12 protein-coding genes, 9 tRNA genes and 2 rRNA genes are annotated in these 15,693 nt (G+C 39.6%); 20 read left to right on the forward strand and 3 right to left on the reverse strand.

Annotated elements, in window-relative coordinates; all coding sequences use genetic code 11:
- From LKJ51_RS04715 to LKJ51_RS04765, 11 genes are all read left to right on the forward strand, one after another.
- Positions 1-116 (forward strand): 23S ribosomal RNA (locus LKJ51_RS04715); the annotation flags it as partial.
- A gap of 76 nt (positions 117-192) precedes the next feature.
- Positions 193-309 (forward strand): 5S ribosomal RNA (gene rrf, locus LKJ51_RS04720).
- 48 nt (positions 310-357) lie between these two features.
- Positions 358-449: transfer RNA gene (locus LKJ51_RS04725), tRNA-Ser, on the forward strand.
- 7 nt (positions 450-456) lie between these two features.
- Positions 457-528, forward strand: a tRNA-Glu gene (locus tag LKJ51_RS04730).
- A gap of 8 nt (positions 529-536) precedes the next feature.
- A tRNA-Val gene (locus LKJ51_RS04735) sits at positions 537-609 on the forward strand.
- Positions 610-661: 52 nt separating this feature from the next.
- A tRNA-Phe gene (locus tag LKJ51_RS04740) sits at positions 662-734 on the forward strand.
- 5 nt (positions 735-739) lie between these two features.
- Positions 740-822, forward strand: a tRNA-Tyr gene (locus LKJ51_RS04745).
- Between the two features lie 6 nt (positions 823-828).
- Positions 829-899: transfer RNA gene (locus tag LKJ51_RS04750), tRNA-Trp, on the forward strand.
- 17 nt (positions 900-916) lie between these two features.
- Positions 917-991 (forward strand) — tRNA-His (locus LKJ51_RS04755).
- 40 nt (positions 992-1,031) lie between these two features.
- Positions 1,032-1,102, forward strand: a tRNA-Cys gene (locus tag LKJ51_RS04760).
- A gap of 28 nt (positions 1,103-1,130) precedes the next feature.
- A tRNA-Leu gene (locus LKJ51_RS04765) sits at positions 1,131-1,215 on the forward strand.
- 165 nt (positions 1,216-1,380) lie between these two features.
- Here LKJ51_RS04765 and LKJ51_RS04770 read toward each other — a convergent pair.
- A complete protein-coding gene (locus tag LKJ51_RS04770; protein WP_040531337.1) occupies positions 1,381-1,929 on the reverse strand; it encodes a TetR/AcrR family transcriptional regulator in 549 nt (182 codons plus the stop codon).
- 164 nt (positions 1,930-2,093) lie between these two features.
- On the opposite strand from LKJ51_RS04770, the gene LKJ51_RS04775 reads away from it, so the two are divergent.
- From LKJ51_RS04775 to LKJ51_RS04805, 7 genes are all read left to right on the forward strand, one after another.
- On the forward strand, positions 2,094-2,459 hold the full coding sequence (locus tag LKJ51_RS04775) for a hypothetical protein (protein ID WP_098045483.1): 366 nt from the start codon (positions 2,094-2,096) through the stop codon (positions 2,457-2,459).
- A 6-nt stretch (positions 2,460-2,465) separates the two neighbouring features.
- Positions 2,466-3,503 (forward strand): MMPL family transporter, encoded by a 1,038-nt coding sequence (locus tag LKJ51_RS04780; protein WP_269296226.1) that lies wholly within the window; start codon positions 2,466-2,468, stop codon positions 3,501-3,503.
- On the forward strand, positions 3,500-5,053 hold the full coding sequence (locus LKJ51_RS04785; protein ID WP_263316760.1) for an MMPL family transporter: 1,554 nt from the start codon (positions 3,500-3,502) through the stop codon (positions 5,051-5,053). The genes LKJ51_RS04780 and LKJ51_RS04785 overlap by 4 nt, the downstream gene beginning before the upstream one ends.
- 349 nt (positions 5,054-5,402) lie before the next feature.
- A complete protein-coding gene (gene nrdD / locus LKJ51_RS04790; protein ID WP_191337238.1) occupies positions 5,403-7,637 on the forward strand; it encodes an anaerobic ribonucleoside-triphosphate reductase in 2,235 nt (744 codons plus the stop codon).
- Between the two features lie 11 nt (positions 7,638-7,648).
- The gene (gene nrdG, locus LKJ51_RS04795) at positions 7,649-8,236 is read left to right on the forward strand and encodes an anaerobic ribonucleoside-triphosphate reductase activating protein (protein ID WP_003717206.1); all 588 of its coding nucleotides are present in this window, start codon (positions 7,649-7,651) and stop codon (positions 8,234-8,236) included.
- A gap of 12 nt (positions 8,237-8,248) precedes the next feature.
- Complete coding sequence (locus LKJ51_RS04800) at positions 8,249-9,250, forward strand: SufD family Fe-S cluster assembly protein (RefSeq protein WP_291979901.1); 1,002 nt, start codon at positions 8,249-8,251, stop codon at positions 9,248-9,250.
- Positions 9,251-9,605: 355 nt separating this feature from the next.
- Positions 9,606-10,301 (forward strand): LysM peptidoglycan-binding domain-containing protein, encoded by a 696-nt coding sequence (locus LKJ51_RS04805; RefSeq protein ID WP_152378537.1) that lies wholly within the window; start codon positions 9,606-9,608, stop codon positions 10,299-10,301.
- A gap of 206 nt (positions 10,302-10,507) precedes the next feature.
- Here the strand turns inward: LKJ51_RS04805 and LKJ51_RS04810 are convergent, their stop codons facing one another.
- Positions 10,508-12,121: an IS1182 family transposase gene (locus LKJ51_RS04810; protein WP_434737681.1), complete on the reverse strand. Its 1,614-nt coding sequence runs from the start codon at positions 12,119-12,121 to the stop codon at positions 10,508-10,510.
- A gap of 393 nt (positions 12,122-12,514) precedes the next feature.
- Here LKJ51_RS04810 and LKJ51_RS04815 point away from each other — a divergent pair, with 393 nt between their 5' ends.
- Positions 12,515-12,886 (forward strand): heavy metal-binding domain-containing protein, encoded by a 372-nt coding sequence (locus LKJ51_RS04815; protein WP_375712428.1) that lies wholly within the window; start codon positions 12,515-12,517, stop codon positions 12,884-12,886.
- A gap of 58 nt (positions 12,887-12,944) precedes the next feature.
- Here the strand turns inward: LKJ51_RS04815 and LKJ51_RS04820 are convergent, their stop codons facing one another.
- On the reverse strand, positions 12,945-13,457 hold the full coding sequence (locus LKJ51_RS04820) for an acyl-CoA thioesterase (protein ID WP_098045528.1): 513 nt from the start codon (positions 13,455-13,457) through the stop codon (positions 12,945-12,947).
- Between the two features lie 178 nt (positions 13,458-13,635).
- Between LKJ51_RS04820 and LKJ51_RS04825 the strand changes: the two genes are divergently transcribed.
- Positions 13,636-15,333, forward strand: a complete 1,698-nt coding sequence (locus tag LKJ51_RS04825; protein ID WP_098045529.1) for a phosphoenolpyruvate carboxykinase — start codon at positions 13,636-13,638, stop codon at positions 15,331-15,333.
- The last annotated feature ends 360 nt before the right edge of the window (positions 15,334-15,693 follow it).

A 15,693-nucleotide genomic window follows, 5' to 3' on the forward strand; every position in this document is an offset into this window, starting at 1 on the left:
TTTCCCATTCCTTCGGGAAGTAAGACCCCACAAAGATGATGTGGTAGATAGGATGGAAGTGGAAGTGCCGTGAGGCATGGAGCGGACCATTACTAATCGGTCGAGGACTTAACCAAGTTAAGCGGTAAGGTTTGGAAGAAGAGCGATATTGTTTAGTTTTGAGAGCGCAAGCTCGAACCCGCAAAGGGTAAGTGTGGTGATGATGGCTTGAAGGATACACCTGTTCCCATGCCGAACACAGAAGTTAAGCTTCAACACGCCAAAAGTAGTTGGGGGATCGCTCCCTGCGAGGATAGGACGTTGCCACGCGATTTGATTGAGCTTTGGCACCTGGTTCGTTGCCAGGGCTCGGATTTTGGAGAGTTGTCCGAGTTGGCCGAAGGAGCAGCATTGGAAATGCTGTATACGGGTTAAAGCCTGTATCAAGGGTTCGAATCCCTTACTCTCCGTTGTTATGACCCGTTAGTCAAGTGGTTAAGACACCAGCCTTTCACGCTGGTATCGTGGGTTCAAATCCCGCACGGGTCACTCTTTATGGAGGATTAGCTCAGTTGGGAGAGCATCTGCCTTACAAGCAGGAGGTCACAGGTTCGAGCCCTGTATCCTCCATTCACAACGAAAGTTGTGTTTGGTAATTTAATAAAACCCATATTATCGCAATGGCTCGGTAGCTCAGTTGGTAGAGCAACGGATTGAAGCTCCGTGTGTCGGCGGTTCGATTCCGTCCCGCGCCATTTATGGGGGAGTAGCGAAGTCTGGTTAAACGCGACGGTCTGTAAAACCGTTCCTTCGGGTTCGGTGGTTCGAATCCACTCTCCCCCACTTTATAGGGATATAGTTAAACGGTATAACTACGGTCTCCAAAACCGTCATTGTGGGTTCGATTCCTACTATCCCTGCTTTTATGAATTTTTTGGCGGTATTGGTGAAGTTTGGTTAACACACCGGTTTGTGGGTCCGGCACGCGTGGGTTCGAATCCCACATACCGCCCTTTGTTAAAAGGGTTTATCACTTTTAACGTTAACTATTTGGTGGTATAGCCAAGTGGTAAGGCAGAGGTCTGCAAAACCTTTATCATCGGTTCAAATCCGATTACCACCTTTTAGTTGTTAGCTAATATTAATATTTTGCCTCTGTGGCGGAATTGGCAGACGCGCTGGACTCAAAATCCAGTTCCCGTTGAGGGAGTGTGGGTTCGACCCCCACCGGAGGCATACTTTAGACGGATAATTAATATTAGTTAGCAAACAATGAAGTAGGTTGAAGCTTGATATATTTAGCTTCAACCTACTTTTTTTACTTAATGTCTTTATGCCTAGTTAAGCACGTGAGCATAACGTAAACATACAAAATTACACGGTAAAAAGATAAAAATAAAGTTAATCCATAACCCAATATTTATTCGCAAATTTACCGATAGCTTCACCTAATTCTTCTGGTGAGGCTTTTATTTTACCTTGCAGCCAGTCAATAAAGATCCCAAAAATTCCCGCAACTCCGTAAATATTACCGATAATTTGTTCCAATCCATTTGAATTATCATAATTAACTAGTTCGTGCTTGAAGCGATCTTGAAGATAGCTGATTGTTAATTCACTGTTTTGCTTACTAGCAAGCATGGTAAGTATGTCTTGCTGCGTTGAGATATAGTCTGAAAGGGCCTGGAATAATGGAATAAAATTATTGTCTTTAGTTGCCTGTGAATAATATCTACTAAAAATGTCCAAAAGATCCTTAGCTAATTCATTAATTAATGAATGATAAAGGTCATAGATATCTTGATAATGCGTATAAAAAGTTCCCCGACCAATATCTGCTAGCTCGGTGATTTCTGAAACAGTAATGCGAGAAAGAGCTTTTTTGCTAAGTAGATTAATTAAAGCTTTCTTTATTTGACGTTTGGTTCTATTTACACGACGATCAGTCATTTTATTCTCTCCATTTTCTTTTTTTATCGACAAGCTTGGTTAAAATATTCAAAATTTGACACTATCCTATAGATTAACCATTGTTTAAATTACTAGCCATAATATATTATACGTATGTCAATTAATCAACAGCTGTTCAAAAAATTAAAAGAGGAGCAAAATAAATGAATTGGATACGTAGAAATTATGTTGCGACAATTATTATCTGGTTATTTCTAACTGTAGTATCAGTAGTTACGTTACCCGACATTTCAGCATTGATTCGCCAAAAAGGTCAGGTGACTTTACCGGTAACTAGTGAAAGCTTTCAGGCGTATAAGCTGAATAAACAGATGCAGACAGGGAAAAATTCTAGTTCGGTTGTAATTGTTTATCATAAGAAGAGCAAGCTAAATCAGGAGGATCAGCGAAAGATCAATAATCGGGTTAAGCAGTTAGCCCGTCAAAAGAAGAATTATCAGGTCACAAAAATTACCAGTACATTAAATGGTAAAGAAGTTGCTAAACAGGTTATTTCTCGCAAACGGTAAACCGAGTTGGTTAATGTTGATGTTGAGAAAACAGCTAACTTTGATCACCAGGCACAACAGATCAAGCGACTTTTAAAAGTAGAAGGGTTACAGACATATGTTACTAGTGACACCTTATTAGCAGATGAATTTTCTAATACGACTGAAGAGGGAATAAAGAAGACTGCGGTTATTACCATTATCTTTATTTTTATTGTATTAGTGCTGGTTTTTCGTTCGTTAATCATTCCCCTAGTTTCGTTACTAAATGTGGGAATTACGATGATTATTTCCCTAAGTTTAGTGATGAACCTTGCTAAGTATTTTAATTTTCCCATTTCTGACTTTACACAGGTCTTTTTAGTGATCATTCTGTTTGGAATTGGTACTGATTATAATATTTTGCTGTACGATAAGTTCAAAGAAGAGCTTGCAAACAGCAATCAATACCAAGCAATTAACGTTGTCAAAGCGTCAGCTGGCCGAACAATCCTATACAGCGGATTATCAGTCTTTATTGGCTTTGCTGCGTTAAGTTTTGCCAAATTTTCGTTCTATCGGTCAGCAGTTAGTTGTTCGGTTGGTGTTTTAGTTCTGTTAGCAGTATTACTAACTCTAAACTACTTCTTTATGGCTGTGTTAGGAAGAAAACTATTTTGGCCGTCACATAATTTTAAGGTTCAGCAGTCAAGTCAAGTTTGGCGGTTCCTATCACAACGGGGATTGAAACAGCCGCTGATTTATATTGTGATTTTTAGGGTGATTGCAGGGATAACAATTGTGAATGCCCCGCAACAATTAAACTTTAATTCAGCTGATGAGGTGCCGAATAGTAATCCAATTAAGAAGGGATACTTGATTGCCCAACGTGATTTCTCAAAAGGGAAAATATCACCAACCACAATTAACATTAAATTAAACCATCCCTTAAACAACCAGCAGGATTTGGCAGCAATTGATCAGATTACCAATGCTGTTAAGAAAAATTCAGGGGTGAAGTCGGTAATGTCGGTTACCCAACCCACCGGGAGACCGCTTAACCAGCTTTATGTCAAAATCAATTGAAAACTGTTTTGACTGGCCTACAACAATCACAGACTTGTTTAACAACGATCAAGAATGGCTTGCAGAATGCTAGTAATCAACTGGCTAGTGCTAACATTAAGGAACAACTTGCACAAGTCCAACAATTAGCAGATGGAAGTCAACGGTTAGCTGATGCTAGTGGTCAATTCAATACTGGTTTAAGTCAATACATTGCAGGAACTAATCGACTAGCGAACGGAATCTGTCAATTGCAAGTGGGGATTAACCCATTTGCGAGCGGTATTAATCAGGTGACTTCTGCTAGTCAGAAGTTGAATCAATCGGTAACAGAAGCTAACCAGCAGATCCAACAACTATCGTCACTGATGAATAGCCATTCCACTGGATCTTATTTTGCAATGGCCAGTCAATTAAACCAGGGAACAAGTCAACTAGCTGGTGCATTAACCACAATTAATCAGCAAGTCCCAACGTTAAGTCAAGGAATTAACCAACTAACTAATGGGAGTAGTGAACTGACTCATACTGGAAATCAGCTAAAAACAGCTGGCAATCAATTAACTAGTGGTGGTCAACAGTTAAACGGTGGTATTAATCAAGTTAACGGCGGAGTTCAACAACTAAATCACCAACTACAAGCGATGTCTAGCCAGTTAAATCAGCTAGAAGCCGGCTTAAATCAGGCAGTTAGCGGATTAGATAAAGTTCAAAATGGAATTAGTGAAGTGCAATCATACCTTAGTGAATTGAAAAACTCACCAGCAGGTAATCAGTTAAACATTCCTCGAAATGAACTTAATAATAGTGATCTCGTGACTTCCTACAATATTTATATGAATAAAGACCGTCAATTAACACAATTATCAGTAGTTTTAAAAGCTGATCCTAATAGTCATACTGCTGCCAAAACAGTTAAGCAGCTTGAAAAAGATGTTAAAGCACAGATAAAAGCGACATCATTAAGCAAGGCCAAAGTGGCGATTGGAGGCCAAACGTCACAAAATCTTCATCTTGAGACCTTATCTCAGGGCGACTTCACACGGACTGCTATGATCATGATTATTGGTATTGGGATTGCCTTGCTATTCTTTACGCGGTCAGTTCTTCAACCAATGGTGATTATTGCTACTCTGGTTGGAACCTACTATACTGCCATTAATTTAACAGCCCTTATTGCACAGCACTTTTTTCATGAACGCATGTTAACGTGGAATGCACCCTTTTTCACCTTTATTATGCTTGTCGCGTTAGGAGTCGATTACAGCATTTTCCTGATGATGCGTTATCGAGATGAAGAACTAGTGGATCCTGGAAATCAGGTTAAGCATATTCTACAAGCTGCAACCGTTATCGGTACTGTTGTGATGTCAGCAATTATTATATTGAGTGGAACCTTTGCTGCCCTAATCCCATCTGGAGTCATGACCTTAATTCAGGTTGCAATTGCCGTGATTCTTGGCTTGATGATTTTGGTAACCGTATTGCCAATTATTATGTCTGCGTATGTTAAATTAACTTATGATTCACGGGTTAATAGGGGAATTGGAATAAAAAATAATACAAAATAATCAAAAATTTAGACCTCTCCACTGAATTTTATTGAAGTAATCAGTTATATATGAATCATTTTTCATGTATCTAGATTAATAAATTTTTAGTTAGATGATTTATCTATTGATAATATGAAGAAGAGAAAAAAGACGGATTTTCAATACAAAATCCGGAAGAAAGTTAATAAGGCAAGACCTTGTACTTTATCATTCTTAATTAGATTGTCTCAATTTAGCAAAAATCACAATAAATAGTAGATATAATATATCACCCCCTACATATTGTGTTGAGGAAGTCAACCTTTCTCTTCAATTTATTCAATAGTAAGATAGCAATCGTTAAACAACAAAAGAGGGGTCTGCAGAAATGAAAATAGAGTTAATGAATGATACAAGTTTACAAAATCTAACCGATGTAAAGGTTGTAAAGCGTGATGGCACTGAGACACCCTTTTACGGCTATAAGATTGACCTAGTGTTAAAGGAACTAAATGCTGATAATGAAACGAAAGCTGCTGTTTACCAAGAGCTGCTCTCCTTTATGGGAAAGAAAACAGTTTCTACTATTGAAATTGCACAAGCATTTATTTCGGGGCTAAAGAAAGCAGACCAAAATATTTTGGCCCAAAAATACGTTAACTATCGCCGTCAAGACGAAGAAAGCTTTGCGGAAGCAACTGATCCGCAATACAAGCTTAGTCAATTATTTGACCGTAATTCGCGGGTTGTCCACGAAAACGCAAATAAGGATAGCCACGTTTTTAATACGCAACGGGATCTGGAAGCAGGGGTTGTTAGCCGTGCTTTGGGATTGAGAATGTTACCTGATTTAGTAGCTAAGGCTCATTTGCGTGGCGATATTCACTGGCATGATTTGGACTATTCCCCAGTAACACCCGAAACTAATTGTTGCTTGATCGACTTTGATGAAATGTTCAAGAATGGCTTCAAGATCGGGAATGCTTGGGTTTCTTCACCACGTTCAATTCAAACGGCAACTGCCCAGATGTCCCAAATTATTGCAAACGTGGCTTCATTACAGTACGGTGGTTGTTCCGCTAACCGGATTGACCAATTATTGGAACCATATGCAAAGTTAAACTACCAAAAGCATATGAAGGATGCTGAACAATGGATTGCCCCTGAAAAGCGGGAAGAATTTGCTCGTGCGAAGACAAAGAAGGATATTTATGATGCAATGCAGGCTCTGGAATATGAGATCAATACCCTTTACTCAAGCCAGGGTCAAACACCATTTACCACAATCAACTTTGGCCTAGGTACCAGTTGGATTAGCCGGGAAATTCAAAAGGCAATTCTTAAGATCCGGATTAAGGGATTAGGGAAGGAACACCGGACAGCAATCTTCCCTAAATTGATTTTTACATTGAAGCGCGGATTGAACTTACAACCTGGTGATCCAAATTATGATATTAAGCAACTGGCACTTGAATGTTCAACTAAGCGGATGTACCCAGATCTATTGATGTACGACAAAATTAAAGAAATCACTGGCAGTTTTAAGACGCCAATGGGATGTCGTTCGTTCTTGCAGGGATGGAAAGACCCTGAAACAGGTAAAGAGGTTAATTCTGGTCGAATGAATCTTGGGGTTGTAACGGTTAACTTACCGCGGATTGCCCTTGAAGCTCAAGGCGATAAGGAACTCTTTTGGCAAATTTTCCAAGAAAAGATGAATATTTGTCATACTGCTTTGAAGTACCGAATTGCGCGGACAAAGCAGGCTAAGCCCGAAAATGCACCGTTGCTTTACATGTATGGTGCGTTTGGCAAGCGGCTAAAGCGGACTGATAGTGTTGATGAAGTCTTTAAGAATAGTCGAGCAACTATTTCTTTGGGATACATTGGATTGTATGAAGTCTGCACCACTTTTTATGGTTCAAATTGGGAACACAATAAGGAAGCCCATGATTTTGCAGTTTCGATTGCTAAGGCGATGCATGAACTTTGTGCTAAGTGGGAAAGCGAAGAAGGTTACCACTACAGTCTTTACTCAACTCCTGCTGAATCATTAACTGATACTTTCTGCCAAGATGACCTTAAAAAGTTTGGCCGGATTGAAGATGTTACTGATAAGGAATATTACACTAATAGTTTCCACTATGATGTACGAAAGCACCCGACACCATTTGAAAAACTAGAATTTGAAGAAGCATTTCCATACCAAGCTGCGGGTGGCTTCATTCACTATTGCGAATATCCAAATCTGCGGCAAAATCCGAAGGCACTCGAAGCTGTTTGGGACTGGGCATATGATCATGTTGGTTACTTGGGAACAAATACCGCGATTGACCAATGCTTTAAGTGTGGCTTTAAAGGTGAATTTGAGGCAACTGCACGTGGCTTTAAGTGTCCGCAATGTGGGAACCATGATCCGGCAACGTGTGATGTTGTTAAGCGGACTTGTGGTTACTTAGGAAATCCACAGCAGCGGCCAATGGTTCATGGTCGACATGAAGAAATTATCCACCGGGTAAAGCATATGAGTTCTTCAATGATTAAGTCGGCTGCTCAATTTGAACAAAACCGTCAATTTGACTGCAAGGAAAGCCGGGCTGCAATTAACGGTGATCAAATTTAAGAGGGGTAAAAATGGGAGAAAAGAGACCACAAAGATTACCAAAAAATCCACAACCAAAGGAGTGGCTAGCAAAGGACCATTCACTTCAATACGTAGCGGACTATAAGCCGTTTAACTTTGTTGATGGTGAAGGGGTTCGTTGCAGTGTTTATGTTAGTGGCTGTTTATTTAATTGTCCGGGTTGCTACAATAAGGCGGCACAAAACTTCCACTATGGTCAGCCTTATACCCAGGAACTTGAAGATCAAATAATGGAAGATCTCTCGCAGAGCTATGTTCAGGGACTTACTCTTCTTGGTGGCGAACCGTTTTTAAACACTCAGGTTTGTTTAAAGTTGATTCATCGGCTACGAAAGGAATTCGGCCATACTAAAGATATTTGGTCATGGTCTGGATATACCTGGGAAGAACTATTGAAGGATTCTGATGATAAATTGGAAATGCTTCATAATATTGATATTCTGGTTGATGGCCGGTTCTTGTTGGCAAAAAAGGATCTGACTTTACAATTCCGGGGCAGTTCCAATCAACGAATTATTGATGTCCCTAAGTCATTTGCTAGTGGCAAAGTAGTTATTTGGGATAAATTAGTCCATTAACAGGTGAGATTAATGAATGAAGAATTATTGAAGACTGTTCAAAAGGCTAGTCAGGGACAACCAGACTGGCTACAAAAGAAGCGTTCACTAGCAATAATGCTGCAAAAACGGTTCCCGTTAGCCAATCAGCAGCAGGCATGGTTAGCAAAGTGGCAGGAACCAGAGCTTGTAACCAATGATGAATCTTCACTGCTGAATCATGACGGGGACGATTTTGTTGCACTGCCAATCAACATGGCTGTCCAAAAGTATCCTGAATTATTACAGGAAAACTTGATGGAGAAAGCAGTTCGCTGGCAGGACAACCAGTTGAATGCACTTCACTTGGCATTAATGGATACTGGTCAATTTATTTATGTTCCAGATGAAACAAAATTAGAGAAACCGTTAAAAGTTGGGCTAGTTACGAGGAGCAATAATCCGCATAACCTAATTATTGTTGGTGCTGGTGCTCAGGTAACGGTCATTGAAGAGAGTGATTACAAGACGCAAAGTCCGTTATTTGCTGCTACTGAAATTTTGATGGGGACGGGAGCTCAGGTAAAGTTCTGCCAGAATAATCACTATCATGGTGACCTAGTTCGCCTAGCAGTTCACTCTTATCAAGCACGTGGATCGAAGCTTGAGGTTGAAGGGGTTATTCCAGAGAATCAACAAGGATATAGTAGCTTTTATAGTTTTCTTGATGGTTCTGATGCCCATTGGAATGTCCAGCTAGCTTCTATGGTTGAGGCTGACTGCCAGCAAGAGGTGGTTACTCAGGTTGATGGCTACGGTGAAAACACTAGTGCCCAAGTAAATGAGTGGGGATGGGTGGCTCCTAATGCTCAGTTGAAGTGGGGAAAACTAGCCACTGTGGATGACGAACCATTGGAGCTTCATCAACACCGTGTTATTGCTAGTAATGAAAAGACAGTAGTTAATGATCAAAAAGAGACATCTCATTTTAATGCTACTGGTGACTTCTTTAAGGCGCAATTGCCGGCTAATTCATGGTTAGCGCGTCTTTCTTAGTTACAAAACAGTTACAGAAACACACTGAATAGCGATAAAAAGTCTAAATTAAGGGTCAGAAATCCCTAATTTAGACTTTTTTATTTTCCTTTATTACAAAATATATTTTATAAATGAATTGATGAGAAAAGATAGCTGGATCGCTTGCTACCGGGCTTTATTAATGCTTCTCAGAAGTGAAAATAATTGCTTTGTTACATCAGATTACGGAAAAGACTGAAATTGATAATCTGTAGTAACTACCATGTAATTTTGATCGTGTATATTAGAAACCGTTGATGAGGTTCATCAACAACCTAAATTAATAATTAGAAATTTGAAACAATATTTGAGAAAAGGAAGGTATTTCATTTATATGAATAAGTTATCGAAGAACATCGCTAAAGTTACAGCTGCTGTAGCCGGGGTCGTTGCCTTAGGTACTATCGCAACTACCACAACCGCTAACGCCGACTCAATTTACACGGTGCAAAGCGGTGACACCTTATCAGGAATTTCATATAAGTTAGGTCATGATTTAACTTTCGTTGATACGTTAGCTTCAAACAATAACATTGCTAACAAGAACTTGATTTACGTTGGTCAAAAGTTAGTAATCAAGGATGACGGTGAAGTTGCACCTGCTACTCAACAACAAGTTGAAACCTTACCATCAGCTAATACTGCTAACCAAACTAGTTCCGCAGCTGCCTCAACTAGTGCTGCTAGTCAAAGCCAAGCACAATCACAACAAACTGCTTCAGCAAGTACTCAGGCACAAACCGCAACTGCAACAACTTCAGCAAGCAATGCTGCAAGTTACAGTAACTACACATCAAGCGTATCCGGTAACGATGCTGCCGCTAAGGCATGGATTGCTGCCCGTGAATCAGGTGGTAGCTACAGTGCCCAAAACGGTCAATACATTGGTAAGTACCAATTATCCGCATCATACCTTAACGGTGACTACTCCGCCGCAAACCAAGAACGAGTAGCCGACCAATACGTAGCTAGCCGTTACGGATCCTGGAGTGCCGCACAATCATTCTGGCAATCACACGGTTGGTACTAAAATAGAGCGTGAACCCGTAAAAATTCACGGTTGATAACGATTTCTCCCGTCAATGGTGGTTAATCACCATTGGCGGGAGTTCGTTATCTTGAGTGAATTTAGGGTGAGCGCATTTCGGCTATGTTGCCGAGGACCGTTATCTCTAGCAAACGCGTTTCTACAATAAAATAGCAAATAATTCGAGGAGGGGCTGTGACATAAGTCCTTTAAATTAAGAGAACCGTTCGGAATTTCATTTGAAATTCTGAGCGGTTCTTCCTTTTCTTAAAATTAATACTAAATATGGACAGCCTCCCGGCGATCTTTTTCATATTCAGTGCCATTAGGGCAATTCCAATCTGACTTTTGGCTTTCTTGAGACCACGCACCGTGAACCTCTTGAAACCCAAATAAGCTTTCAAATTTCCAAAAACAGTTTCTACATCGTACTTGCGACGAGAATACGTAGTGGACTTTGAAAGCGACTTACGTGCTTTAGCTTTAAAATACTCCCATTGTGGATTAACCATAATATACTTAGTGTTTCCACGTGGCGTTAATGCCTGAGGAATAACTTGGTGATTTTCATCGTACTTTTCGGCTTGATATACCTTAAAGTCGCGATGGAACTTATATTTATCGTTTCGGTAAGCGTATCGTTTAAAATTAAAGCGGACTCCAGCTGGATTGACATAGTAATCATCATCTTCATGGTATTCCCAATTCATAACCTTTCGATCATCAGAGCGCCATTTACGACTATTCTCTTTAATCATCGTGCTATAAGGAATTAAGGCGGTACAATCAGGCAACTCATCTTCAAGATATTTATAATTACGTTCAGACCCATAACCAGCATCGGCTACAATTTCTCGTCCCAAAACTTCGTTCTGGGCGAGCTGCTTAAGAAATGGAATTAGTGTTCTCGTATCAGTGGGGTTTTGCATTAAGTCATAACCAAGCGTAAATTGCGAACTAGTCATAATTTGAAGATTATATGCCGGCTTAGTTTGTCCATTACGCATCGGATCTTCTTTAACGCGCATAAAAGTAGCTGCGTGATCTGTTTTAGAGTAGCTATTCCGTGAACCAGCGATCTGTATTTGAGTACGATATTCTAAATTTTTTTGGCGACAGTGTTCTAAAGCGCGGCGATATTTTTTGGCGTGGCGTCGTTCTTGTTTGGCTGGATTAGGCGAAACCTTAGCGGTTTCGCTTACCTGTTGATTCAATTCTTCGATACGTTGTTCAAGAAGTGCAATAATAGTATCGAGCTGATCAACGTCAAAGTTATTCTCGTCAACGGCGATTTTAACTTCAACTTGCTTGATTTCTTGAAGCAGTTTACGGGCTTTTTCAACGTTTAATTCACGATATTTGATCGTACGCTTCTTCCAAACAAAGGAGTACTTATTTGCGTTAGCCAGAATTTTAGTGCCATCAATAAATGAAGCCTCATCAATCATTCCTTGAGCTTTCAAGTAGTCATGAAACTCCTTAAAACTGCTTTGGATCATTTCTGCTAAGTCCTTAGAAATCACAAAGCGAGCAATCGTACGGTAAGTCGGTCGCTGTTCTTGAGTTAACCACATTGCGACAATATTTTCACGAGCAAAGCGTTCAATTTTCCGACAGGAAATAATACCGTAACTGTAGGCTAAAAGGACCAATTTTAATAACATTCTCGGATCGTATTCCCTTGGTCGCCCCATAATATTAGGCTTGCGGATCGCAAGGCCTTCAACTAATTGATTAATATAACGAGCAGGATGGTTTAATTCAGGTTCATAGGCAGTAGGTATGTTCAAACTAAGTTGATTCATGTTATAATTAGTTTCCAATGTTTTATGTATCCTTTCGAGGGTATTTTGAAGACATCGACGGGCTGGTCGGTGTCTTTTTCTTTTACTAACACATATTTTAAAGGAAAACGGAGTTAAATGAAATCCGAAGATTTCATCTAACTCCGCTTATTATTAGGGACTTATGTCACAGCCCCCCTCTTTTCCATATTTAGCGCTCTCCGAACCTATAGAGTCTAATCGCGGGAATCCAAATAGGCTCACTTCGTATCGTAACTGAGGGACTCGAGCCTAACTACGAACGATTCTGATGATTTCATCATCATTCATCGTTCTAGGTTAGTCAACCGTCCCTCCGAGAAAGTTAATTCCCAGCTTCGAGTTTTTGCTATAATCTAAATATAATAATCTATGAATAGGTGTGGGAGTTAAATGCTGTTTAAGTCAAAAAATGATCAGGAATCAATTGATCGTGCTAAAAAGATGTATGGAGCAGGGATAAATCGTGGCCTAGCAGGATTTGTATCTCAGGGACGAAAGAAGAAAAAACAGCCAACAATTGAAGCAGTTGATGAAATTACTTTAACAACGACTGAAAAAATTCCGGAGAATGATTACAGAATTATTGGTCTAGTCTTTGGAACCGCTACTGGAGAAGAAAAAGCGTCTGCCCATGAGCAAGCAATTAAAGTATTACGAGATAAGGCTAAGCGAGTAGGAGCGGATGTAGTAGTAGCGATGCGTTTTGAGTCCACTTCTTCAATGGTTACAGCGTACGGGACAGCGGTTAAAATAGTCAAATAAATATTAAACGGCTTCTCAACTTTCAAATTATTATGAGAGTTGAGAAGCCGTTATTAGGTTAGTTTTCCCATGGCTTATCTTTACTAATTGAGTTGATAATTGCTGCTTGCTCTTGGCGATTTTCTTTTCGATGCTGACGACGGGTTGCATAGCCAGCTACCATGGCCTTTTGTTCTGCTGTTTGTGGAATTACTTGGTCATACTTGATTGATTTTTGGGGATCTTGGATTACGTAAGTCATGAAGCAAGAAAAACCGACAAAGCGTTCACCAGTCATTAAGTGTTCACCAATGACTTTGACGAAGACTTCTAATGACCTATGCCCAACACCTGTAACGTAGGCTTCCATGCACATTGAGTCTTGAAGGTGGAATGGCTTAAGAAATTGAACATGGTCCATGGCGGCTGTCACGACGGTTGAGCGGGTGACACGCATTGCGGCAACAGAGGCCTCGCCGTCCACTAACTCTAAAATTCGCCCGCCAAAAACGGTCCCGTGTTCATTGAGGTCGGCATTAAAAACACGGTGCAGGGAGACCGCAAGAGTTTCATTACAATTTATTTTCATTATTTATGGCTCTCCTTAAAAATATTTACTTATAGTTTATTTTAGCATAGTTAAGAAACCGTTTTCTTTAATAAAAATTGGTATTTTCTGCAAATAAATGAAATTTTGTTAATATTTTTTTCATCTCTCTCTTAAAAATATACTATAATGGAGACACTACGGAGATGAAAGGATGAGATTAATGTCAAAAGACAGTCAGATTATTGATACTAAGTCACTATATGTAAACCCTGAACGTGGAGTAGCAACCCTAAATTACAGTCAAAACTACTTCACTGATATTCCTTCATTAGTAAATAGTGATGAAGTAAAGCAAATCGTTAAATTATACTTGGATTCACGAAATCCTGATAACGATGATGATGCCTTTGATAATGCCAGTGTTGATAAATTTATCGATGTATTAAAGAAGATCCTTTTTGACGATGATAGTGCCTTTGATGAATATGATCCTAAAGATATTTTAGCTAGTGTCGAAGAATTGTACTCATACTATCGTTCATTATTGCGGGTTTCTGTTATTAGTTACAATGATAATAAAATTGTTGGCAACGAATTTCGGACTATTGATACCCAATTTAATAATTTGGTACGGAAGCTTTACCGGATTCTTGAAGAAAAGCTTCAAGGCTTTGAAAACCGGACATACCGGCAAGTTAATGCGGCAACCAATGCTACTATCTTAGTTCAACAACATGATTGGAAGATTCCTGCTGGTTATGAAGAACTGCGTGACATTGATTTCATCAATACCGTAATGCTCCGACCACCAATGATGATGCATACTAAGAGTAACAAGCGGGAAGGAGTCTTCTCAGCTGTAGAAGAGAACCCGATCGATCGTTTCCATGGTGAACGGGGTAAGTGGTTCTGTTACCCAGCTAAGATTGGTGAAAGCCTTGCCTTCATCTACTTTAACGTTGATTACTTAGTAAATGGAATTGCTCTTTCAAACTTGTTTGAACTAGCATCACCTGAAGAAGTCGAGGGACAAAAGCCAGATCTTGTTGTTCTCTTTGGCCTTGAGAAGACTGAAGGAATGGTTTCACACTATTACCACGATGAGAAGAACGATATTTGGGTTGGTGAAGTACCATACACTGATAAGACCACTTACTTTGGTTACATGAAGAAGATGTGCTTGACCGTTCATAACCTTCACCAAATTTACAATGGTCGTTTGCCAATTCACGGCTCAATGTTGAAGATCAAGTTCACTAATGGTAAGGAAAAGAACGTTGTCTTCTTTGGTGATTCAGGTGCCGGAAAGTCCGAATCAATTGAAGCCTTACAAGAATTGGCCGATGATAAGATTGTCAGCATGGAAACCATTTTTGATGATATGGGAAGCTTTACCTTGACTGATGATGGTCACATCTATGCACAGGGTACAGAAACTGGTGCCTTTGTTCGTCTTGACGACTTGAGCAGTGCGGTTGCATTTAACAACATGGACCGTGGGGTATACTTGAACCCAGAACGGAAGAATGCCCGGGTTATTATTCCAGCTGATACTTATCAAAATGTTGTTAAGCACCACCACATTGATATGTGGTTGTATGCTAACAACTATAGCGATCAAGTTGGAATTCACCGCTTTGACACTAAGGAAGAAGCTGAAAAAGTCTTTATTGCCGGTCAGCGGAAGGCCTTGGGAACAACTGATGAAGTTGGAATGAGTAAGACATTCTTTGCTAACCCATTTGGTCCTGTTCAAGAACAAGAAAAGACAAAGCCAATTATTGACAAGGTCTTCACTGAATTATTTAATAAGGGAGTTTATGTTGGTGAAATCTTCACTCACCTTGGAAATGACAAGTCTAAGGATGCATTGAAGGAATCAGCTTCTGAATTGCTTGATGTACTAATGAACAACTAAATTCAAATTACAAAGACGTCAATCTTTGCAATAGTCCTGTAACATTCGCGTGTTATGGGGCTTTTTTTAGCTTAAAATCGGGATTTTAAATTAAAAATGGGTAAAATAATAGAACATTTGGTTGATTTCCAAATTAGCGAAGGAAAATTTTAGGATAACCGAAGAACGCTGATATATCAGCAAATAGCTCTACCAGTAAAATGAATATATAAGAAAAAGATGCATATTTGTTACAAAAAATTACAAAAATAGCGGAATTTGAAAAATCGTGGTAACCCATCCGTAACGCTGAATCTGTATAGTATATAAGCGTTGATGATATGTAAAACATCAATTTCCAAAACAATTAACATCATATTA

Origin of the sequence: Limosilactobacillus sp. (assembly GCF_022651205.1) — a bacterium.
In the GTDB taxonomy this organism is placed as follows: domain Bacteria; phylum Bacillota; class Bacilli; order Lactobacillales; family Lactobacillaceae; genus Limosilactobacillus.